Source organism: Sorangiineae bacterium MSr12523 (assembly GCA_037157775.1).
GTDB classification, from domain to species: domain Bacteria; phylum Myxococcota_A; class Polyangia; order Polyangiales; family Polyangiaceae; genus Pendulispora; species Pendulispora brunnea.
Map to the genome: position 1 here is coordinate 2,801,309 of CP089982.1, position 22,655 is coordinate 2,823,963.

The following is a 22,655-nucleotide window of genomic DNA, read 5'->3' on the forward strand; positions in this document are numbered from 1 at the left end:
AATCCGGGGCCCCGCGTCGTGACCAAGCCCGCTCTTGCTGTCGCGCCCGCGCCCGAGGCTTCTCCATCTCCTCCACCTTCGCTAGCATCGGCGAGTCCCGCTTTGGCAAACGCTCCAATTCCCACGTCCGGCGTGTCCGCGACGGTCCCAGCACCTGCTCAAGAACGGCTCGCAAGCTCGCCTGGGGCACAAGAAAGGCCCGCGAGCTCGCCTGGGGCACGCGAACGGCTCGCAAGCTTGCCCGGGTCTCAAGATCGTGTCTCGAGCTTGCCGGCAGAGGCTTTCGCCCAGGCCGAGGCGATGGGGCAGCTCGTGGCTGCGGGCGGCCCCAAGCGCTGCCCCAACTGCGGGACGCACTACCCGGTCGACTTTCTCGTCTGTCCAAAGGATGCCAGCTCGCTGGTGAGCGACTCGGGCGAGGAGGGCGATGCGCTGCTGGGCATGGTTCTCGGCGACGCATACCTGATTCAACGCCTCATCGGCGAAGGCGGTATGGCGCGCGTCTACGAGGCGCGTCACGTCCGACTGCGTGAGCGGCGCCTCGCGGTGAAGATCCTGCACCCCGAGTTCGCGCGCGACATGGAGGTCGTGCAGCGCTTCCAGCGCGAGGCGGAGAGCTCCAGCGCGATCAACCATCCCAACGTGATCGAGGTCTACGACGTCTCGCGCGGGCCGGACAACCGGCCGTACCTCGTCGGTGAGTTCCTCGAGGGCGAGGAGCTGGGCGAGCACCTGAAGAAGGTGGGCCGGCTCGACGTGGCCACGGCCGTGGCCATCACGCGCCAGATCTGCCGAGCCCTGAATGCCGCCCACGTGCGCGGGATCGTTCACCGCGACATGAAGCCGGAGAACGTCTTCGTCATCGCGCGCGATGGGCAGCCGCACATCAAGGTGCTCGACTTCGGCATCAGCAAGGTTGGCCATCGCAACACGCACCTCACGCGCACCGGCATGATCATGGGCACGCCCTCGTTTATGGCGCCCGAGCAGGCCCGCGGCGAAAAGGTGGATTCGCGGGCGGACATCTATGCCGTGGGCGCGCTCCTGTACACGCTGCTCACGGGCCGCCGGCCGTTCGACAACGACGATCCCACGGCGACGCTTTCGCAGGTCCTCACCGAGGAGCCGATTCGTCCGCGGCAGATCGATCCGGCCATTCCGCCGGCGCTCGAGCTCGTGGTGCAACGCGCGATGCAGAAGGATCCGCGCGAGCGCTATCAGTCGATGGTCGATCTGGACGTGGCCCTCGCGCCGTTCGATGCGGGCGCGTTCTCCTCGCCGGAGATGCAGACCATTCTGCGCAAGGGCGACGGCGCCGTCATCGGCCACGGCAATCCGCACGATCCCTCCGCGCGCACGATGCGCGCCGCGTTGGGCTCACTTCCTGGGCCCACCAGCGGGACGGGTTCGCTGCCGGCCATCTCGAAAGAGGCACTCGATGCGATGGAGGCCACGTCCTCTGCAGCGCAGTACGCGCGGCCGACCATCGTGACGATGACCATCACGCTGGTGGTGTGGTTCATCGGCGGTGTCTCCGGTGCTCTCGGCGGTACCATTCGCTACTTCCGGCCTGGCGACATCACGGGCACCGAGGCGGTGATGCTCATCGTGGGCACCGCGCTTCTGGCCATCACGCCCACGGCCTTGTTCGCACTCCACGTGCGCCGCTCGGTGTGGCCGAACAGCGTGCGCGCAGTCGAACTCGCGTCGGACCTACGCCGCACCGCCGCCGCCGCCCTCGTCTTCTACGGCATGGGCGGCCTCCTCATCCGTGTACTCTACACCGTCTTCCTGCGCACCAGCTCCGAGCTCTCCCACGGCATCTGGGACACGGGCCTCTTCCTACTGAGCTTCCTCGGCGCCTTGATCGCCGGCGGCATCGGCCCCATCGCCCGCTTCTTCCGCCGCAAAGCGAACGGCTGACACATTTCCTCGCGAACCTAGCGCTCGCTGCGGCCGATAATCCCAGAGAGATGGAACAGGGAGGCGGGGAGGCGGGGAGATTTGGGGGTTGGTCCGACGCGGTGATCGGTGCGTGCATCGAGGTTCACCGTTACCTCGGACCTGGGTTGCTCGAATCCGCTTACGAGGAGTGCGTTGCGTACGAGTTGCGTGAGAGGGGCCTGCGTTTCGAGCGCCAGAGGCCGTTGCCTCTCGAATACAAAGGGGTGAAACTGGAGTGCGGCTATCGACTCGACCTGGTCGTGGAAGAGTCACTGATCGTCGAGCTCAAATGCGTCGAGCGACTGCTCCCCATCCATGAGGCACAGCTGCTGACTTATCTGCGGCTGTCTGGCTTGAGAACGGGACTGCTCGTTAACTTTCGCGAAGCGGTCCTCAAAGACGGACTTCGACGCCTTACCAACCAAACAAAATCTCCCCGCCTCCCCGCCTCCCTGTGAATCTCTCCAGCCCTGATCGTGTCAGCGCCCGCTAGGTGACTGCTGGGCGGAGGATTTCGGCGTGTTCGATGCGGTCGAGGCGGAAGTGGCGGCGTTCGCCGGCGGCGAGGTCGGTGGCGTCGATGCGCGTTTCGTGGCGGTCCATGATGACGGATTCGATGCGGACGTCGCGCGTCGTTTGGATGTAGTTGCTGTCCACGTAGGTGATTTGCACCGGTTGCTGCTCGAACCAAGCGCGCTCGATGGCGGCGCGTACGGCTTTTTTGCTCGGCAGGGCAGGAACGCCTTGGAAGGATAGCTCCTTGAGGCGCGTCAGAAGCTCGCGCTGCGCGGAGGTCGAGAGGGCGGCGCGTACCTTGTCGAGGCCCGAGTCGAGCGTATCGGTGAACGGAAGCAGGCGCATGTCGATGGCAAAGCGCCCCAGCGCCACGATGAGCGCTGCCTCGCGTGCCGTGAAGTTCACCGGCGGAAGGCTGTAGCTGCGGTCCAGCGCATACCCGCCACCGCGACCGCGTTCGGCCGATAGCGGCATGGATGCGTCGCGCAACGTGTCCAGGTCGCGGTAGATGGTGCGGACCGTCACATTGAAGCGCTCCGCGAGAACTTCGGCCGTGACGCCGGTGCGGCGGCCGCGTAGGTATTCGGCGAGGGCGAACAGGCGCTCGGTGCGGCGCATAACTGACATAATAGTGACAGACGCGCCGACCGGGGAGGTGCAAAACTTTTTGCTGCCCCGTCCGTCCAATCCAAAATGCAGAAGGTGTCGTGGATCGGCCTCGTATCGGCCGTGCTGGCTACGTTGGCGACACTCGCGACGGGCGAGGGCGTCGCCAAGGGCGATGGATCGGCCAAAGGTGATGGATCGGCCAAGCCGGCCGGGTTTGCAAACGAAGATCCGGCGGACGACATGATCGTGGGCCCGCCCGCCCCGCGCGATGACTGCGAGGCGGCGCTGAAGGCCGAGGGCGTGCGCTTCTCGACGGCGCGGCTCGGCCTTCAAAAGCACAAGACCATGACGTGCGGCTCCGAGCAGGTGGTCGTCTATCACCGCAGTGCGGCGGGTATCGCCTACGATCCGCCGGCGATGGTCACGTGCAACATGGCGCTGGCCCTCTCGCGTTTCGATACGGTGGCGCAGGAGGAAGCGAAACGCGCCTTTGGCAAGCGCATCGTGCGCGTTCATCAACTGGGCACCTACGCCTGCCGCGAAATGAAGGCGTATCCGGGATGGGTGAGCGAGCACTCCTATGCCAACGCCATCGACTTGGAGACCTTTACCCTGGACGACGGCAAGGCCGTCTCCGTCTTGCGCCACTTCGATAAGGCCGATGCGCCCGCCAAAGCCGAGGGCCGTTTCCTTCGCCAGATCTCTCGCCGCGCGTACGACGAGAACCTCTTTTCCAACGTACTTACCCCGTTCTTCGACGCCCTTCATCGCAACCACTTCCACATCGATTTGGGTCGCTATCGGACGGACGGAACGCGCGGATAGGCCTGCCATGGCATAGGGTTTCGTCGTAATAAGGGGAGCATGTCGAGTATCCTCGCGGCCCTTCATCTGCTGGCGTTGGGCATTGGCTTGGGTGGCGTGTACGTTCGCGGGCGCCAACTTCGCTATCCGCTGGACGACGCGCGGCTACGCAATCTGTTTGCGGCGGACAATGCCTGGGGGGTAGCGGCGGTTCTCTGGCTCGTCACGGGGTTGTGGCGCTTTCTTGGCGGCGTGGAGAAGCCCACCGGTTGGTACCTGCACAACCCGCTTTTCCACGCCAAGCTGACGCTCTTCATCCTGATCCTGGCCTTCGAGGCCTACCCGATGACCATGCTCATCAAATGGCGCATCCGCGTGAAGAAGAACATGAGCATCGACCCCTCCCCCCTAAGCCGCATGCGCCTCTTCAACCGGCTCGAGATTGCCTCCGTCGTCATCATCGTCTTCATCGCCACCTTCATGGCCCGCGGCCACGGCATCTAAGAGAGAGAGAAATTCACATGAAGGCGGGAAGGCGGGAAGGATTTTTGATTCTGAAAATCTCTAAACCTTCCCGCCTTCCCGCCTTCATGTGATCTCTCTCTGCTCCCTCAGAAAGTCGTTCCGATGTTGCCGATGGAGATGCTGGGGCCGAAGATGATGGCAGGGGTGTTGCTGCCGCTGTCATTGCCGGTGAGACGCTGCTCCACCCAGCCGTGCAAGTTGATGGACGCCTGCGTCGGTGATTGAGCGTTGGCGATGGGAATGGCGAGGCCGATGCCCAGCACGGCGCCGACTTGGGTCAGGTTTTGGCCGGCCGAGTTGGTGGCACCCGTGAGGCCAAAGGCCATGATGCCGCCCTCGAGACCCAACAGCCCTTCTTTGCCGTCGCTGTCGAGCCAGGTCAAACGCGAAATGATTCCGAAGTTGAGGGTCAATGCGCCACTATGATCCGAGTCGGAAACTCGATATAGGCCGGTCGGAATCGCCGTTGTGGCATAAAGTCGGAAGCTTCCTTTCCCGAGGACGACGCTCCATTGGATGGACGGCTCGCCGAGGATTTCCTGAGCACCGAGGTAGTGCGTCTCGTCCGCCACATGCGAAATGCGCACGATGATGCGATCGTATGGCGTGGTCACGCCTTTGATCCAGGCGATTCGAGGGCTGTTGCCTGCGCGGAGAATCACGGTTTGCGACACGTGCGCCTCGGCGCGGACGCTGCCGTCGAGCTTTCGCACATCGATCTCGACTTGCAGCTTCTGCGTTCCATATTCAGGCAAGAGCCGCTCGCGGTGGAACACGATGCGGCAGCTGTCGCTCGACTCGAAACCGAGGTGCTCGATGATGCCCGGTCGTACGAAATACGGGCGGCCGTTCTCGTAACAAATGAACTCCACCAAAGGCCGGTCGGTGTGCGCCGAAAGGCTGATGGGGGCGGGGATGGTGGCCTCTTTGACGTTGCGCTGCAGCGGATCGACCAACACGGCCAAGTCGACCTGGTCCAGAGGCGAGGGCAACGCCGGAACGCGGTAGCCGAAACGCAGGGCCACGTACCCGGCGGCGTTGATCTCGCCTTGCACCATCGACGTGTCGCCCTCGTTCGTCGCGGTGTAGACGTCCTGCACGGGAAGCAGCGCCAGCACCACGCCGTTGATGCGTGGATGATGCACGCGTGCGGGGCGGTTGTTCGGAATGAAGTCGATGGTCGGATACCCCGGTAACTCCAGGATGGTTCGAACCAGCGGCGCCGGCTGCGTATCGACCCTGGCAATGCCCACCACCGAGCCCTCGCCATCGCCGCGTGAGGCCACGATGGAGAGCTGCGGACCATCCAGGTTGCCCACGGCCAAGACGGCGTAGCTCACGTCCTGAATCGTCTCGAGCTGCACGACGTCGGTGCGGTGTGTGCCGATGGAGAAGCGCAGCTGGCCGATATCCTTCGCGCACTGTCCTTCGAGGCGCACGACCACGCGCGCGCTGTCCACACCACGAAGCGCATTGCCGGAGGCCACGCTCATGGGGCAGCGCAAAATGGAGAGCTTTACGGTGGGCTGCGGATCCTGTGTGCCCTTTTTCGTGTAGGCGACGTGGGGCGCGAGGCGAAACTTAATGTCCAGCGCGGTGACCGAGGCAGGGGGAGCCTGCACCGTGAGCCGGCCCGCTTCGACGGTGCAGCGCAAGTTCCCGCACTCCACGGTGCTGATGATCTCCGGGTGCAAAAGCGGCACGAGCCCGGTGCCCGAGGAGACGTCGACGGCCGCGTCCGGAGGAACCAACTGCGAGACTTGGACGCGCGACGGCGCGATGACGAAGGTCGCAGGATCGGCGCGCCGGCCATCGATGCCGAAGGTAATCGCGTCCGGGCTTACATCCGCGCCTGCGGGCAGCCAGCGGAGTGCACGCGCCGCCGGATCCGCCGACACGTTCTTGGGAACGCGCCACGTGCACACTTCGGTGCCGGCGTCGTTCTGCGGCTCGCGGCACGCGTCGAAGGCGACGCCTTGCTCACCGGGGAAGGTGACCACGGTGTTGCGCAGCTCGTGGCCGCGCCCTTCGAGCCGCCCTTCGTCAATCGACAAACTGAAGCTGGCCCGGTCGATGCGAGGCCATCGGGCGGTGGTGACCAGCTTCACCGTGTCGGTCGATCTGGCGCACGCCTCGGAGGTGGGGGCCACCTTGAGCTCCACGGCTTGGCCGATGGCGGACGCAGCGAGAGGCGGCCTCACGGCCCGTCCCAGCGCCTCGATGCCCCAGCCTCCCGGCATGATCCCGCAGGCCACACGGTTCCCGCCCAGCGGGATGGCACGACCCCCGAAGGGCGCCTGCAACGTTTCGGCCTGTGCCACGCGAGCGATTCCGAGGCTCAGGACGACGAAGAGAAAAACGAGCCAGACGAGCCGCATCAGTCCACGTGGCTTCCTCGCTCCCCGCTCGGCTCAAACCGCATACATGGAGAATTACCCGGACGCCGCACGCGAACGCAAACAGTCTTGCACTTTAGGTGCAACCCTCCGCTCCAGCTCGCCGAGCCCGCTCGGTCAGCGAAGAGAGAGAATTCACAGGGAGGCGGGGAGGCGGGGAGGAATTCGGCACGAACCGTCCCGGAACGCTGAATTTTTTTGGGTTCACTTGGCTCTCTGGGCTGATTGAAAACAACAAAACCTCCCCGCCTCCCCGCCTCCCTGTTCAATTCTCCGGTGTGAATATACGAGAATGCCGTAATTCGTAGTGGGCGTTCCGTTCTTCGTGGATATGCCCTTACGACAAATAGTCACTAGGGGCGGAGGGGTGGCCGATTATGAGTAGCGAGGGGGCTCGGGAGGCTTGCGTGTATCTGCCGGGACGCTATGGTGCGACTGGATTCCGTATTGGAACGACGCCGGTCGTTCGGGGGCCTTTCCAGAATTCGAACTACTCGTACCCCTCGGTAAGGAGGAGGCATGCGCACTTTCATTGGTTTGACCGCCTTCGGGGCCGCGTTGCTCGGGCTCGCGACCTATTCTCGACCGGCCTCCGCCTACGGCGAAGAAAAGAATGGATTCCCCAATTGGGCCGAGCGCGTCATTCACGAATGGACGAACCGCGCCCATGTCGACCCCCAAGCCGAATTGGCCGCGTGCGGGAGCAATTGCCCGGAGAAATCCTGCTACAGCGCCATTGCGCCGGTCGCGTGGGGCGAAGCCATCAACCACGCCGCGCGCTTTCACGCGGACAATATGATTGCACAGGATTTCTTCGACCATTCGTCGAAGTGTTCCATTGTCAGCAATATCAAAGATATCTATCCGGGAAGCTGCCAAGGCCAGCAATCGTGCGCATGCCAAGGCGGTTCGGCGACCTGCAGCGGTTCCTGTCCCGGCCCGAGTGAGCGGATGTCGCTCTTCGGTGCCAGCGGCGGTGCCGAGAACATTGCGTGGGATTCGAATGGGAATCCGGACAGCATCTTCCGGATGTGGATTTACGAACAGTCGAGCACCAGCGCATGCCAATTCACCGGCGAAAATGGGCACCGCTGGAACATTCTGAAGAATACGGGTTCGCTCGGCGTCGGGGTGGTGGTGGGCTCCGGCAAATTCATGGCGGTGCAGGATTTCTCGGGCCAGGGTGCACCGCCCAAGGTCCCATCGGGCTCGCATTTTCCGCGTCAGGCCGCCTCGGTCGACGTGTGGGCCAATTGGTATTCCAATGCCGCGCCGAAGGGGGCCGTGGTCAACGTCGACGGTGCGTGCACCACGATGACCAAGAAGCGCGGGTCGGACACCAATGGCGCCTACAGTGCGACACTGACCAACGTGGCCTCGGGATGCCACCGGTATTTCTTCCGATTCACCGATAGCGCCAATGCGGTCGTCGACTACCCGACGACCGGTACCCTGGGCATTGGCCCGGCCTCGTGCGCCGACTGGCAAGACGGTGCGCACAACGCATGCAGCGGGGGCGGAGGAGGCGGCGGCGGAGGCGGCGGAAACCCGGACGCCGGTGGTGGCGGCGGCGGCGGCGGGGGAGGCGGCGGTGGAAATCCAGACGCGGGTGGCGGCGGCGGGAGTGAACCCGACGCAGGATCCGTGGGCGGCGGCGGCGGTGGCACCGGCGGGGGAGGCGGCGGTGGTACCGGCGGCGGTGGCGGCGGAAAGCGCGATGCCGGCACCGGCTCGGGCGTCAGCGGAGAAGGCGCGGGCGCGGAGGACGACGGCACCGAGATCGCGGGAGGCTCCTGCGCCGCCGCACCGGGATCCACACCTGGAATCGGTGTTGCGGGTTGGGTCGGCCTAGCGGCCGGCGTCGCCGCCTTCGCTTCCCGTCGCCGGCGTCGCTAACCACGCGACCTGCTGCTCCGGCGTGTGCGCCCGCCCGAGGATCTCCCGATAGAGATCCGGGCGGCGCGCTTTGCGATACCGGTGGCCTCCGGCCATCTCCAATTTGTCGCGCGTGCACACCGCGACGGTGACGTCATCGCCCAAGGTTCGACACTCGGCAATGACGTCGCCGAAGGGATCGACCACCATGGAACAGCCATTCTTCAACTGGTCGTCATCCATGCCGATGGCATTGGAGAACACGGCGTAAATGCCATTGTCGTAGGCGCGGGCAGGTAGCCATTTCATGAGCCATCCGCGCCCCTTCATGCCGTCGAATTCCAGCCGCAGCGAGGTGGGATCGCTCTCGCGGTTCTTCCAGAGCGCCGGATCGACGAAGCCTGCACCCGGCCGCGTGGAGGGCGTGCACATGGTGACGTGCGGCATGAAGATCACTTCGGCCCCGAGCAAGGCCGTGGCGCGCACGTTCTCGATGACGTTGTTGTCGTAGCAAATCAAAATACCGCATTTCCAACCATGGATATCGAATACGACGTATTCGTTCCCCGGTAAGAGATGCGGATTGATGAACGGGTGCAGCTTTCGAAATTTGGCCACCACCCCGTTCTCATCGACGCAGACGTACGCTTTGAAGAGGTTCTCCTCGCGGTCTTTCTCGAACAGGCCGGCCAAGACCACGATCTGCCGCTTTCGGGCGATGGCCACCAGGCGCTCGATGCTTCGCCCTTGGGGCACCGGCTCGGCCAGCTCGAGCATCTGCTCGCGCGAGAGGTGGCGCGCGAAGGTGTAACCCGTGACGGAGCACTCGTGGAACGCGACCACCTCGGCGCCCTGCTGCTTGGCCTTTGCCGCCAGAGCATCGATCACGCCCAGGTTGAAGTCTTTGTCGCCGCTCCTATTCTCGAACTGCGCGGTCGCGATTCTCAAGCTATTCATGGAGACCTCTCATGGAACGATGGAACACCGGAATCGTCGTGTTCGACGACGTCGAAGTGCTGGACTTCACGGGGCCGTTCGAAGTCTTTTCTAGGACCAGGCTCGTCGGCGGGGTAGCGTCGCGTCGCTCGGAGGAACATGCACCTTTCCGAGTGTTCACCATCGGCGTGCGCGAAGGCACGGTTTCGGCCATCGGTGGTCTCAAGGTCACGCCAGATTATTCGCTCGCCAATGCGCCGCCCATCGACCTTCTCCTGGTTCCCGGAGGCCTTGGCACGCGTCCGCTGGTGAACGACGCGAAGACGATCGACTTCATCCGCGAGCGCGCCTCCTCCGCGAAGATCGTTGCCTCGGTGTGCACGGGCGCCCTTTTGCTGGCAAAGGCCGGCCTCTTGCGCGGCAAGCGCGCGACCACGCATTGGGCCGCACTCGACGAGCTCGCCAAATTGGACCCCGAGGTTCACGTCGAGCGCAACGCGCGCTGGGTCGACGAGGGCGCGATCATCACCTCGGCCGGCGTCGCCTCGGGCATCGACATGTCCTTCTACCTCGTGGAAAAGCAGCACGGCCGCGAGGTTGCCGACGAGACCGCGCACTACATCGAATACCGGCGCGCCGCGTCCGCTTGATGCTTGCCAGCGCTTGTCGCGGCGGCCGCATGGTCCCACGATTCACGATCGCATGACTTCCGTTCGTCGCTTGACCCCCGCCGATGCTTCGCAGCGAACCTGGCTCCTGGTGCATCCCAAAGGCCTCGTCGTCCGTCGCGAAAGCGATGACGCCGTGTTTTTTCCCACGGATGACGACATCGCGCAGCTCGGCGTGGACACCCAGGCCGCGCACCATCTCGGATCGCTGCGTGATGAGCATGGCCGCGATACGGAGTCCTTCGCCGTGTCGCTCGACGAGGAGACGCAGCTGCGGCCGCCCTTGGTCGTGGCCAACCTTCGCGAGCTCTACATTCCGCTCGGCGACGAGCGTTTCTGGTTGGCCGGCCGGGCCACCCAAGTCGTCGATTGGGCCAAGACCCACCGATTCTGTGGCCGGTGCGCGACGCCCACCGTGGCGATGGAGAACGAGCGCTGCCTGCGTTGTCCCGCGTGCGGTCTCCTGTCGTACCCGCGGATCTCGCCGGCCATCATCGTGCTCGTGCGCCGTGGCGATCGCGTGCTGCTCGCACGCAACGCTCGTTCCACGTTTGGCTTCTACAGCGTGCTCGCCGGGTTCTCCGAGGTGGGCGAGTCACTCGAGGAGACCATCGTGCGCGAGGTCCGTGAGGAAGTCGGCGTCGACGTGGCCAATGCCCGCTACTTCGGGAGCCAGCCTTGGCCGTTCCCGCACTCGCTCATGATCGGCTTCTTTGCCGATTGGGTGTCGGGCGAGATCCAAGTCGATGGCGCCGAAATTGCGCACGCCGACTGGTTCCGCGCCGACGCACTTCCCCCGATCCCGCCGCGCCTAAGCATCGCGCGAAGCTTGATCGATGCATGGCTGGCGGAAGTGCGCGGCCGGTGACGACGATCAGCGAAGCCGACCGAGACGCGGACGGCGGGTTTCGACGAGATAGATGACGAGCGCGCCCGCGGCGCATGCCGTGGAGGCGATGAGCAATGCCATGGACGCGGGCGCGGCGCCCATAGCGCTCCCTACAACTCCGCACGCGACGCTGGCTGCGAGCAAACAAAGCGTCCAGCGCGGGGTTGCCACGCGGTGCCCGGGAACCGGGACGCTCTCGTAGCGGGCGCGCGAACGCTCATCAGAATGGGGTGCACTGCCTTGCATCATGGCTCCTGGGCCCCCCCAAACATGAATAACGTGAGGACTTACTTCACGTTCTCGACCGATCCACTGCGTACTACCCAAAGAAGTAAGCGAATCTTCCCGAGGCGCCCGTTTGTAGGGGAGAAGGCCGAGAAGGAAAAGAGAAAGATTTTCCCGGTGCCCGGGGAGCAACGGATATGCCTCTTCATTTGTGCCTCGCAATCGCGTTCATCTCAACAAGAACGACGCGACGAGAACGTGACATTTCGCCACACGACAGATCCCGGCGTTGAGTTTTGCCCCACCGCCCCGGCGTACCAGCCGCCTCAGGCGAGACATTGACGTCACTGCTTGCCGCCGCTACGTCTGCGCCCACCATGCGCGCGCATTTCTCGATCGCACTGCCACTTTCTCTAGGAATTCTCGGAGGCTGCAGCTCAGCCGCGCCGGCTCCCGGCACACTTTCTTCCGCGGCCGCTACCTCGCCGGCGCCGTCGCAAGCCGAGATCTCCACGGAGGAAAAGACACTGGCCTCGCGCATCACGGCCGACAGCATTGCGGCCCCGACGCGGTTTCTGGCCGACGACAAACTGGAAGGGCGCGCTCCGGGATCGCGCGGTGGTCAGTTGGCCGTGGAATATTTGGCCTCCGAGTTTCGGCGTTTGGGCCTGCAGCCCGGTGGTGATGGCGGAACGTATTTCCAACGTGTCCCGCTGGTGGCCATCACACCGGAGGTGAAAAGTCCGGTGACGTTCTCGAGTCTGGCGAAAAAGGAAAATACCCTTTCGCTGGCCTCTCCGAACGACCTGGTGGTCATGTCGGGTGTGCAGGAAACCCAAGTTCGAATGAATGCCGAATTGGTGTTTGCCGGCTATGGCATCGTCGCCCCCGAATACCAATGGGACGATTACAAAGACGTGGACGTTCGCGGGAAGGTGGTGGTCGTGATGAACAACGATCCATCGTCGGATCCCGCGCTTTTCGAGGGGAAGCGACGTCTGTGGTACGGGCGGTGGGATTACAAATACTTGCAAGCTGCAAAGAAAGGCGCCGCCGGGGTCATCATCGTTCACACGACGGAATCGGCGGGGTACCCGTGGCAGGTGGTGGTCACGTCGAACGCGCTGGAGAAGTTCGAGCTTCCCGCCGCAAAAGGGGAGCCGCGGTTGCTCGCGAAAATGTGGGCAACCGAAGATGCCAGCCGGCGCATCGCCGCGTTGGGCGGCGAGAACCTGGATGCCTTGCGGCAGGCGGCCGAGCGTCGCGATTTTCGGCCGCGCGCGCTGAATGTCAAACTGGATTTGGCCTTCAGCAACAAGCGCCGCGACATCGAAAGCGCCAACGTTCTCGGTGTTCTGCCGGGCCGCGATCCGGAGCTTTCGCACGACGCGGTCATCTACACCGCGCACCACGATCATCTTGGCATCGGCGCGCCTCGAAATGGTGATTCGATTTACAATGGTGCCGTGGACAACGCCTCCGGCAGCGGCACCCTCGTGGCCATTGCAGGGGCCTTCGCCCGCGCGGAATCCAAGCCGCGCCGTTCCATCGTCTTTGCCGCGGTCACCGCGGAAGAGCAGGGGCTGCTCGGTTCCCAATGGTATTGCGAGCACCCGACGTTTCCGCCCGGCCGCATCGCGGCCGATCTCAATATGGATTCGATGAACATCTTCGGCCCGACGCGCGATTTGGGTTTCGTGGGCCTCGGAAAGTCGTCACTCGACGACGTCGTCTCTGCGCTGGCAAAGGCCCAGGGCCGCTCGCTGCACGGCGATTCCTTCCCCGATCGCGGTTCCTTCTATCGGTCCGACCAATTCAGCTTTGCAAAGATCGGTGTTCCTTCGATTTACATCAAAGGAGGTCCGGAATACGTCGGGCGCCCGCCCGGCTGGGGCAAGGAGCAGCAACAGTCGTTCGAACGCACGCACTACCATCAACCTTCCGACGAGTTCGATCCCAATTGGGATCTGCGTGGCGCCGTCGAGGATGCCCAACTGCTCCTCGTTGCGGGCTGGCGGATCGCCAATGCGCCCGAGCTTCCCAGCTGGAAAAAAGGCGACGAATTCGCGAACGTTCCCCGCCCGCGCCAATGACCATTCTGCTCACGGGCTTCGAATCGAACGACGGCGGCTGGAACGCGTCGGAGCGGCTGGTTCACTCGCTTTGCACGGAACCTCCGCGCGAAATTCCGTGGTTCGCCGAGTCGGTTCGGTGCGAGATCATGCCGGGTGACACCCATGCTCTGGAGGCGGCCCTCCGGGAGGCGCTGGTGCGGCATCGCCCGCGGTGCTGCTTGTTCTTGGGGCAGGCGCCCGGCAGAAATCGTGTCGCCTTGGAGCGGATTGCCACCAACTGGAGAGAATTTCGGACGCCGGATCGCGCGGGGAACAAGCCGGGCGGGGAGCCGATCGTGGCCGATGGCCCGGCGGCTCGTACGAGCACGTTACCGGATCTTCCGGGACTGATTTCCGCGCTTCAAGGCGAAGGCATTCCCGCGGCGATATCGCATCACGCGGGAACCCATTTGTGCAATCAGCTCCTGTACCTGGGCCTACACGTGGCAGCTTCGTGCGAGCCGGTGCCCGTGGTGGGATTCGTCCATATCCCGATTTTACCGGAGCAAGTGATCCACGGGCATCCGGACAGTCCGTGCTTCTCGATGGATATGTTGCGTCGTGCCATTCGAACCGTTCTGACGAGCTATTTCGATATGCTTGCCCGGTAGTGCGCGCGGATACGGTCGGGGGAGAGGACTCGTTCGTAAATGGCGAGTTCGTCGAGGGTGCCTTGGAAAGAGTCGCCGTCACCTGCGGCGTTGTTGCCCAAGGCAAGTACGGCGCCCGATCCTACGACGCTGTTGCTGAATGCCAGATTGGAAACCTCTTCGCCATTCAAATAAAGGCGACCCATCGCTCCATCGAATGTCGCGACGACGTGCACGAACTCGTTGCTGGGCTGCGCGTCGTGGAACAGCAGGGTCGGTTGGCCTCGCGTGGTGCGCGAATAGGTCCACTGGACCTGGCCCGAAGAATTGCTGGACGCGTACAGTTCGTAGCCGTTGTTTCCGTTCGTCTGATCGCCGCGCTTGGAGAAGATGTACGCGGAGCCCGTGCCATCCCATTTGACCCATGCCTCGAGCGTGGACGGACTGTCGCTGCTAAAGTCGAATACGTCGCCAATGAGGATGCGACTGCCGATTTCCCCGTCCAGCCGCACGGCCGTGTTGCTGGCGATCGCACCCTCGGCGCGGAGGCTGAAGCCCCGTTCGTAGACTCCCGGGTATGCCCCCATCTCGTCGTTTGCCGTCGTGCCCGAGCTTTCCCCAAATCGCCAATAGGCGCTCGGCTGGTCCGCGCGCACCGCGCTGGAGTACGGGTCCGATCCGGCGGCGGAATCCTTGTTCGAGCGGGCATCGGCAGAGGAGCTGCCATCCCCTGCTTCGGGCCGAATCCCCGGAGTGGCGTCGCCGGTGGCAAAGTCCAGGTCCGCCAGAAAGCTGCAGCCAGTGGGCAACACGAAGAGCCATACCCCAGCAACGACTGCGATGGTGCGACCGCGCTTTCGCCTGCGAGCAAGGGGGGTTGCCACGCGCATGCGACTCAAGCCTACGTCACCCACGCTGTTTGTCGAGTGGCGCGAAGACGCCATCCGTTACGAGCGAATCGCCCTGGATTAGAATATCTAATGGTCGCCGCTCGATATTTGCCGAGAATGAAAAATAACTCCCCGAGCGAACGATGAGGGTGTACTGGCCGTGAGTATGACCATCGAGGCGAAAGCAAGAAGCTTCATCCAGGAGCTGAGCGGTGGAGTGTGGACGCATCCACGGAGTCCATTCGATGAGACGCTGTCGGCGGCGCTCCCGCCGGCGAAATTGCGTGATACGTGGAAGTCATTGGAATCGAGTGCAGGTGCATTTCGCAGCATCGCGGGCGGCGAGGTTCAATCGCGCGATCCGATTCGAGTCGTTTCATTGACCTGCAAATTCGAGCGCGCCGCGCTCGTGGCCAAGGTTTCCTATGATGCGCACGATCGCATCGCGGGACTGTACTTCGTTCCGCCGTTGGAGGCCTGGACCCCTCCGCCTTACGTTCGCCCAGGTGCGTTCGAAGAGCGTGAGGTCGTTGTGGGCACCTCGCCATCGCTGCCCGGTACCCTATCGATTCCGAAGGGAACCGGACGCCACCCTGCCATCGTTCTCGTGCACGGCTCCGGACCGATGGATGCCGACGAAACGGTGGGCGGGGTGAAGACGTTCAAGGATCTCGCCTGGGGCCTGGCGAGCCATGGTGTCGCCGTTCTGCGCTACACGAAGCGAAGTCGCCATTCACCAATGGGCATCGTGACTCAAAAGGAAGAAGTGTTGGACGGCGCCCGCGATGCGCTCGAGGTTCTTCGTCATGTGCCGGAAATGGACTCGAACCGCCTGTTCATCCTTGGCCATAGCCAAGGTGGGTACTTGGCACCGCGGATCGCCCAGCAGAACCCCGGCCTCTCGGGGATCATCATTCTGGCGGGTTCGACGCGCCCACTCGAAGACTCGATCCTGGAACAATTGACCTACCTCGCCTCGACGGATCCGAACAATGTCCAACTCGCAAGCGCGTTGGATAGGGCCAAACGCTTCAAGCAAACGGTGGAGGACCCGAACCTCGACATGGATCAGAACGTCGAATTGCCGACCGGCGGCCATGTCCAAGGTGCGTACTTTCTGGATGTGCGTGGGTACGATCCACCCGCCGTCGCAAGAAGCCTATCGTGCAGAATTCTCGTCTTGCAGGGCGAACGGGATTATCAGGTTACGAAGAACGATTTCGAAGGTTGGAAAGCCGCTTTGGCCGGTAAACCGACGGTATCCTTCAAGAGCTATCCCTCCTTGAATCACCTGTTCGTTCGCGGCGAAGGCGCGTCCACACCCGCCGAGTATCAGCGCGCGGGGCACGTGGACGAAGAGGTCGTGAAGGACGTCTCCAATTGGGTTCTTCACTTCGAGTCGGCGGCCTTGTAGTGCACGCGGATGCGATCCGCGGAGACGACGTGGTCGTAAATCGCGAGTTCGTCGAGCTGGCCGTTGAAGCCTCCGCTTCCCGATGCGCTGTTTCCGAGATAGAGCTCGGATTGCCCGCCCACGAGGCTATCGCGGAAGCTCGAGCTCGCGACCTCGGCGCCGTTGAGGTATAGGCGCCCGACGTTTCCGTCGTAGGTGGCGACGACGTGCACCCAAGCCGTGCTGGCGGCGGTTCGGAATGTCACCGTGTCGCCCTGGTCACCATTTTGGCGTAGGTAGGTCCATTGAGCCTGGTTTCCATCGGCGCTCGTGACGAACAACGCATAACCCGTTCCACCGCGGTCGCTCGCGCGTTTGGAAAGCACGTGGCCCGTGCTGCCTCCGGCCCAACGGGCCCACGCTTCGAGTGTGCATGATGCATTGTTGCTGAAATCGAAAATGTCACCGAGGCGGATATGGCTGTTACGTTGGCCATCGAGCCGCACGGAGGTGTCGTTGGAAACGACGCCGGCGCCACCTAGAGAAAAGCCGCCCTCGTAGGTACCCGGGGTGGAGCCCGCCGAGTCCCTGGCCGAGTTCCCGGAGCTATCTCCGAATCGCCAATACGCGCTCGGGTGGTCGGCCATGACTTCGTTCGCATACGTGGGAGGCGGGGGAGGGGGCGGCTTCGCATCGTTGCGGTCCGTCGCGGCATCGCTCACCGTGCCTGAATCGCGGACGTCGGATTCGGATGCATCGAACGAGGAGTTTCCGCCGTCGGGCAAAGGGTTGTCCGTGAACGGAGGACCCCCACCATCGCCACCACGCGGGGATTCACCGCCCGATGGGAGCTCGAGATCTGCCAAAAAACTGCACCCCGTGATCAGCGCTACCAGGCAAGGCACGGCCACCACGACGATGTTGTTTCGAGTTTTTCGCCTTCGCGCTCCCCGTAGGGCGGCCGGCACGCGCATACGCTACGAGCCTATCGTCGGATTCGAAATGAGCAACTGCGAAATCGCTTATCCCGACGGGGTGTAACGCGCGCGCGGGCGAATGAGAACCCCGCTTTCACGCTGCTCGAGAGCGTGGGCCACCAGACCGGCCGCACGGGCCAACGCAAAGAGAGTGCTTGCCGTGCCTTTGTTGGCTCCCAAGGCCTGTGCCGCCGCGACGAGCGCCACATCCACGGTGGGATGCTGTCCCAGGGGCTCGGCCGCTTCCACGAGGGCATGCACGATCCGAAGTTTGCGCTTGTTCGGTGCAAGCTCCATGGCCAAGTCGAGCAATACCCGGCCACGCGGATCTCCTTGCGGGTACAAGTGATGGACGAAACCCGGAATGGCCTCGCCGCGGTTGGCATAGGCCGTGGCGATGCGCTTGGCGCGGTGGGGCTGTCGCGTATCGTCAATCAGCGCTTCGACGGCGTCGCTGGCCGTGCCGTGAAGCGGTCCGGAAAAGGCGCTCGCCGCGGCCAAGAGCACGGCGTAGAGATCGGCGCCCGAGGACGCGACGACCCGCGCGGCGAAGGAGGAAACCGTGAGCTCGTGATCGGCGCACAAGACGAGGGCGGCGTCGATGAGCCGCACGCGTGCAGGCTGCGGGGAGCGATTCAAGAGAAGGCAGATGCGCTCGGCCATGCGGGGCGCACGCGCCGCGGCATCCGGCCATCGCTCGGGGGCTACGATCCAGGGGAGTGCGGCGATGAGGCTGCGCGCGAGTCGCCGCGTGGCCTCCGGCGATGGCGGGCTCGCCGCGCGCCGCATTCGCCCGAAGCTCGAATGCGCCTGCCAGGCTGCGAGGAGAAGTGGGAGTCGCGCAAGAGGGCGACGCGTCCCTGCGGCGAGGGGAGCCAATTCGGCCTCGGGGATCGCCGCCGTGGGCCAGCGCGGTTGCGTCGGCGGTAGCGTTCCGCTCCTACTCCAGAGCAACTCGGCGACCTGCTCGAAGCTCGCACCGCGAATGGCAAGGTCCGTGGCGAGCATGCCGCGGTAGCGTGGGCCCTCCACGGACATTTCGGTGATGCTCGAGTCGAGCACCGGCTCGCCCCAGCGCAGCGCGGCAGCTGCGACGGGACCGTGGCCCGAGCGCGCATCGTGGCGCGCCTTCAATCGAAGAATGTCGTCGCGCAGGTACATGCGCCCGCGCCCCTTTCCAGGGGACGGATAACTGCGAAGCAGTCCGCGGCTCGCGTACGCGTAGAGCGTCTCCCGGCGTATCCCGAGCATGGCGCACGCCTCCGGCGACGCGACGAAGTGAGTCGTATGGATTGTCGAATCAACGTTGATCAACATGACGCACCGGCCCAAATAAACTCGTCGAGAGGAGCAACCATGGCAAGCGAAACGGCAAATGACACGATATCCACGGCATTGAGCGACGTGGACGGGGCCGCAGGAAAGCTAATCATTGCGGGGCGCGACGTGGAGCGGTGGGCCGAGACGGCCTCCTTCGAGGATGCATGCGCTCTGCTGTGGGGGACCGCGGACGGGCGCCCGCGTTCCAGTGCCCACATTCGCAAACGACTCGGCGCCGCCCGCCTGGAGGCGTGGAACCGTCTCGGCGGGTTGGGGGATGCGCTCTCCGCACCCGACGGTATGGATGCGCTGCGCGCGGCCGTGGGGCATCTTCGCCTCGGCGACGCGGCGGAGGAGGCCGACCTGCGCGTGACCGCCGTCGTCGCCGTGTATGCCGCGGCATGGGCGCGCATTCGCGCTGGAAAGGCCCCGGTGGCGCCCGATCCGAGTCTCGATCAGGCCGAAGATTACCTGCGCATGATCACCGGGGACGCACCCGCTGCCGCTGCCGCGCGCGCGATGTCGACGTACCTGGTGACCGTGTCCGATCACGGTATGAATGCTTCCACCTTCACGGCGCGCGTGGTGGCGTCGACCAACTCGGACATCGTTTCGTCCGTGGTCGCCGCCATTGGCGCCCTCAAAGGGCCGCTGCACGGCGGCGCGCCGGGACCGGTTCTCGACATGCTCGATGCCATTGGCGAGCCTTCGCGCGCCGAAGCGTTCATCGCATCCGAGCTCGAGGCAGGCCGGCGCATCATGGGCATGGGCCACCGCATCTACCGGGTTCGCGATCCGCGCGCGCAGGTCCTCGAGAAAGCGACCCTCGCGCTCATCGACGCGGGGTTGCGCACCGAGCGACTCGCCCTCGCGCGGGCCGTCGAGCGCGTGGCCAAGAGCGCCCTCGCGGCGAGGTATCCAGATCGCAAGCTCGAGGCCAATGTCGAGTTTTACACGGCGGTGCTGCTCGATGCCATCGGCCTGCCGCGCGAGGCCTTTACGCCGACCTTCGCGGTGGGGCGGGTCGTCGGTTGGTGTGCACACATCGCCGAGCAACGCGACAAGGGGCGATTGATTCGCCCCCCGTCGCGTTACGTCGGCACTCTGGCTAATTGACCTTGCCCACGCGGCTCACGTGTCCGCTCTGCGTCTTCGAGCGAACGACCACGGAGCCCGAGACCGCGGTGGGGCCCCGATACGTGCTGAATGTCTTGCCGCCGTTGGTCGAGTACTCGATGATCAAACCCGGGTAGCGCACATTGGCGAGCAACTGCCCATTTTCGATCCGCGCGCCAGGTAACGGAATGCGGTAATTCACCCCCACGGACCGCGACAGCTCGCGGCGCGTATCCACGGGGCGGTAGAAGTCCAAACGGGGAAGCTCCGCTTGGCCGAGCGTATTCACGAATTGCTTCCACGCAGCCGGCAGATCCGCCGCCGACGGCGTATTGCGATTCCACGCGCGCTCGGCCACGCCCAGGATCTTCGGGAAGGCGAAGTACTCGAGCAGCTCGGGGCTCTTTTGGTTCTCACCCCAGAGGAGCCCGTGCATGCCGAGAATGTTGGCCTTCCCAGCCTCGGTCAAATGCGTCTTCGAGGCCCATGTGCTCGGATCGATTGAATTGCCCATGCGATCGTGTGTGGCAATGGCAAATACGTCGAAGGGCAGATAGTTGAACGTCTTGCTCTCGTCGACGAAGTTGGCCCAATAGTAGCCCGGCTCGTCCGGGTCCTTGTTGTAGGCCAGGTCCATGTACAAATTCGTCGCGTGGGAGAGGATGACCGTGCGCCCCTCGTTGGCGTATTTGTACGCGTCGTCTTCGCGGCCCCAACCCCACACGTTGCTCCACGGCATGGGAACGAAGCCCTCGAGCTGCAGGCCTCCGTGGATGATGTCGTCCCATCCGGTCATGCGCGCGCCGGTCTTCCCGATGATCGGCTGCCACTTCTTGAAGAAGTAGTCCTTGAGTGCCTCGTCGCCCAAATCCTTCGTCTCGGGATTGGACTTGCAGAGCGGTGAGCCTTGCCACCACACGTTGGACGAGAGGCCAGGCAACTCGTCGCCGCCGCCGTGGATCATGGTCAGCTTGGCGCCCGGGACGGCGTCGAACCGGGCCTTCACCTCCTGCACGACCTTGGTGAGGAAGGCATAGCTCGAGGGCAAGCACGGATTGACGAAGTTGTCCGTATATCCTTGCACGCTCGTGTGCTTCGACGTGTCATCCGGATCGACGAGCCGGTACTGCTTGGCCTTTGCCGGATCGCTGGCCGCATATTTCTTGTACCGGTGCTCCATCGCCTTGACGGCTGCGCGCGCGTGGCCGGGCACGTCGATTTCCGGAATGACGTCGATGTGGCGCTCGGTGGCATAGGCCAGGATCTCTTCGAAATCCTTGGTCGTGTAATAGCCGCTGCCCTTGCCCACGAAGTTGAGCGCGGCCTGCTCGTAGCCTTGATACGTGGGTTGACTGCCACCGTTGGCCTCCGCCTCGGTGCGCGCCTTTCCGCGGATGCCGTCGCCGGGGGCGAGATCGCTCCCCGCGCCCATGCCGATGTGAAGCTGCTTGCCCTCGTCCACGTCGAAGCCGCGCCGCGAACCGTACGAGGTCAACTCGGGAATACCCGGTATTTCGAGGCGCCAGCCCTCGTCGTCGGTCAAATGGAAATGAAACTTGTTGATCTTGTGGAAGGCGAGCAAATCGAGAAGCTTTTTGACGGTCGCCTTGGATTGGAAGTGCCGTCCCACGTCGAGTGCCATGCCGCGGTAGGCGAAGAGGGGGCCGTCGGCCACCGTGACCGCAGGGATCTGCACGGACAGCTTGCGCGGACCCGGCGTCGCTGCGGCACGGTAGGCTTCAATGGGAATGAGCTGCCGCAGGGTCTGAATGCCGTAGAAGACGCCTGCCGCATCCACACCGCGGATCTCGATGCCCTTCTGCGCGTCGACCTCCAGGGTGTAGCTCTCCGTCCCGGTGTGCGCGTGGGGATCGAGGATGAGCCGGATCTCCGAACCGCACTGACCGCGCTCGCTCGCATCGATCGAGCCCGCGAGGACGTCGCCCAGGGCGGCTTTGAGGTAGGCCGCCTCTTTGGCCAGCCCGCGCTGGTATTCGATGGCGATGCGCGGTCCGCCAAGTCGGTATTCGCCGGTGCCCTGAATGAACGACTGCGGTGTCGGCAGGAGCGTATGGGCCGCGCTGAGTTGCACCTTGTTCAGCGGCCCGTTCTCGTCGTAGCGCAGTTGCGGAGTTTGCGCAGGAAGCACATCGCCCGGGAAGCGCTTCGTTTGCTTCGGATCCGACGCATCCATTACGACGGACGACTGGAGCGCCCATGCGTCCTTGTCCGGCGGGAACACGATATGGAATGCGGCCGGCGCATCCGTTTTCAGGATGGCCCAGTTTTCCGCGAGCAGCTTGATGACGCGTTTTCCGCCCGGCTCGATGGGGGCGAAATTGGCCAGTGGCTCCAATACCCAATAATCGCCGCTCTTGGCCTCGTCCCCTTTGCTGAATTTGACGCCTTGGGCGGCCAATCGTTGCTTGTAGTTGGCGTTGCCCTCGCCCTCGTCGAGGATGCGGCGCACGAAGTTGAAATGGATCTGCCAGCCGTCGGACTCGAGCCGGATGGCGCTTTCGTTGACGATGGTGAGCTCCGCCAGGAAGAAAGCGCCATCGTTGGCCGCGGTGTTGTCCACCGGGTGAAAAACGATGGAAATATTGGGCCCGCGCGCTGCGGTACGGATGCCGTCGGGGGTTGCGTGCGAGGCCTCTTCCGCCACCGGCGCAGCATGAACGCCGTCTCGTGACGAAGCCGTCCCGTCATCCCCCTGGCACCCTGCCAACCACGCAGAGGCAACGATGGTCGAAATTCCAAGCAGGGACCTTCTCATTGGCCAACCTCACTTTAGAGTTTAGGGGCCAAGTTATCAGCCGTGAGAGGTGCCTTCAAATTGGAAATGGGAAAAGCAAGCAAATAAAGCGA

18 protein-coding genes are annotated in these 22,655 nt (G+C 63.9%); 11 read left to right on the forward strand and 7 right to left on the reverse strand.

Annotated features, from left to right (window positions below; all coding sequences use genetic code 11):
* Window positions 1-267 precede the first annotated feature (267 nt).
* A complete protein-coding gene (locus tag LZC95_11445; protein ID WXA97448.1) occupies window positions 268-1,923 on the forward strand; it encodes a serine/threonine protein kinase in 1,656 nt (551 codons plus the stop codon).
* A gap of 50 nt (window positions 1,924-1,973) precedes the next feature.
* A complete protein-coding gene (locus LZC95_11450) occupies window positions 1,974-2,402 on the forward strand; it encodes a GxxExxY protein (GenBank protein ID WXA97449.1) in 429 nt (142 codons plus the stop codon).
* Between the two features lie 31 nt (window positions 2,403-2,433).
* On the opposite strand, the gene LZC95_11455 is transcribed toward LZC95_11450, so the two are convergent.
* The gene (locus tag LZC95_11455) at window positions 2,434-3,078 is read right to left on the reverse strand and encodes an HTH domain-containing protein (GenBank protein WXA97450.1); all 645 of its coding nucleotides are present in this window, start codon (window positions 3,076-3,078) and stop codon (window positions 2,434-2,436) included.
* Between the two features lie 75 nt (window positions 3,079-3,153).
* Between LZC95_11455 and LZC95_11460 the strand changes: the two genes are divergently transcribed.
* Window positions 3,154-3,894 (forward strand): extensin family protein, encoded by a 741-nt coding sequence (locus LZC95_11460; protein ID WXA97451.1) that lies wholly within the window; start codon window positions 3,154-3,156, stop codon window positions 3,892-3,894.
* 39 nt (window positions 3,895-3,933) lie between these two features.
* Complete coding sequence (locus LZC95_11465) at window positions 3,934-4,377, forward strand: DUF2214 family protein (GenBank protein ID WXA97452.1); 444 nt, start codon at window positions 3,934-3,936, stop codon at window positions 4,375-4,377.
* 107 nt (window positions 4,378-4,484) lie between these two features.
* On the opposite strand, the gene LZC95_11470 is transcribed toward LZC95_11465, so the two are convergent.
* Window positions 4,485-6,776, reverse strand: a complete 2,292-nt coding sequence (locus LZC95_11470; GenBank protein ID WXA97453.1) for a hypothetical protein — start codon at window positions 6,774-6,776, stop codon at window positions 4,485-4,487.
* 537 nt (window positions 6,777-7,313) lie between these two features.
* Between LZC95_11470 and LZC95_11475 the strand changes: the two genes are divergently transcribed.
* A complete protein-coding gene (locus LZC95_11475; GenBank protein ID WXA97454.1) occupies window positions 7,314-8,690 on the forward strand; it encodes a hypothetical protein in 1,377 nt (458 codons plus the stop codon).
* Here LZC95_11475 and LZC95_11480 read toward each other — a convergent pair.
* The gene (locus LZC95_11480) at window positions 8,643-9,626 is read right to left on the reverse strand and encodes a nitrilase family protein (protein WXA97455.1); all 984 of its coding nucleotides are present in this window, start codon (window positions 9,624-9,626) and stop codon (window positions 8,643-8,645) included. The two genes, LZC95_11475 and LZC95_11480, sit on opposite strands and share 48 nt — an antisense overlap.
* 11 nt (window positions 9,627-9,637) lie before the next feature.
* On the opposite strand from LZC95_11480, the gene LZC95_11485 reads away from it, so the two are divergent.
* The 4 genes from LZC95_11485 (at window position 9,638) to LZC95_11500 (ending at window position 14,112) form a co-directional block, all read left to right on the forward strand.
* Complete coding sequence (locus LZC95_11485; GenBank protein WXA97456.1) at window positions 9,638-10,255, forward strand: DJ-1/PfpI family protein; 618 nt, start codon at window positions 9,638-9,640, stop codon at window positions 10,253-10,255.
* Between the two features lie 52 nt (window positions 10,256-10,307).
* Window positions 10,308-11,141 carry an NAD(+) diphosphatase gene (gene nudC / locus LZC95_11490; protein WXA97457.1) on the forward strand — a complete coding sequence of 278 codons (834 nt, stop codon included), beginning with the start codon at window positions 10,308-10,310 and terminating at the stop codon, window positions 11,139-11,141.
* 623 nt (window positions 11,142-11,764) lie between these two features.
* Window positions 11,765-13,480, forward strand: a complete 1,716-nt coding sequence (locus tag LZC95_11495) for a M28 family peptidase (protein WXA97458.1) — start codon at window positions 11,765-11,767, stop codon at window positions 13,478-13,480.
* A complete protein-coding gene (locus tag LZC95_11500; GenBank protein ID WXA97459.1) occupies window positions 13,477-14,112 on the forward strand; it encodes a hypothetical protein in 636 nt (211 codons plus the stop codon). The genes LZC95_11495 and LZC95_11500 overlap by 4 nt, the downstream gene beginning before the upstream one ends.
* On the opposite strand, the gene LZC95_11505 is transcribed toward LZC95_11500, so the two are convergent.
* Entirely contained in the window at window positions 14,088-14,981 is an 894-nt protein-coding gene (locus LZC95_11505; GenBank protein WXA97460.1) for a LamG domain-containing protein, read from the reverse strand. The two genes, LZC95_11500 and LZC95_11505, sit on opposite strands and share 25 nt — an antisense overlap.
* A 166-nt stretch (window positions 14,982-15,147) precedes the next feature.
* Between LZC95_11505 and LZC95_11510 the strand changes: the two genes are divergently transcribed.
* Entirely contained in the window at window positions 15,148-16,395 is a 1,248-nt protein-coding gene (locus LZC95_11510) for an alpha/beta fold hydrolase (GenBank protein WXB00323.1), read from the forward strand.
* Here LZC95_11510 and LZC95_11515 read toward each other — a convergent pair.
* Both LZC95_11515 and LZC95_11520 read right to left on the reverse strand, forming a co-directional pair.
* Window positions 16,371-17,279: a LamG domain-containing protein gene (locus tag LZC95_11515; protein ID WXA97461.1), complete on the reverse strand. Its 909-nt coding sequence runs from the start codon at window positions 17,277-17,279 to the stop codon at window positions 16,371-16,373. The genes LZC95_11510 and LZC95_11515 overlap by 25 nt on opposite strands.
* Before the next feature lie 117 nt (window positions 17,280-17,396).
* Window positions 17,397-18,602: a citrate synthase family protein gene (locus LZC95_11520; GenBank protein WXA97462.1), complete on the reverse strand. Its 1,206-nt coding sequence runs from the start codon at window positions 18,600-18,602 to the stop codon at window positions 17,397-17,399.
* Window positions 18,603-18,707: 105 nt separating this feature from the next.
* Between LZC95_11520 and LZC95_11525 the strand changes: the two genes are divergently transcribed.
* Window positions 18,708-19,787, forward strand: coding sequence for a citrate synthase (locus LZC95_11525; protein WXA97463.1), 1,080 nt, complete (start codon window positions 18,708-18,710; stop codon window positions 19,785-19,787).
* Here LZC95_11525 and LZC95_11530 read toward each other — a convergent pair.
* Window positions 19,780-22,563: a carbohydate-binding domain-containing protein gene (locus LZC95_11530; protein ID WXA97464.1), complete on the reverse strand. Its 2,784-nt coding sequence runs from the start codon at window positions 22,561-22,563 to the stop codon at window positions 19,780-19,782. The two genes, LZC95_11525 and LZC95_11530, sit on opposite strands and share 8 nt — an antisense overlap.
* Between the last annotated feature and the right edge of the window lie 92 nt (window positions 22,564-22,655).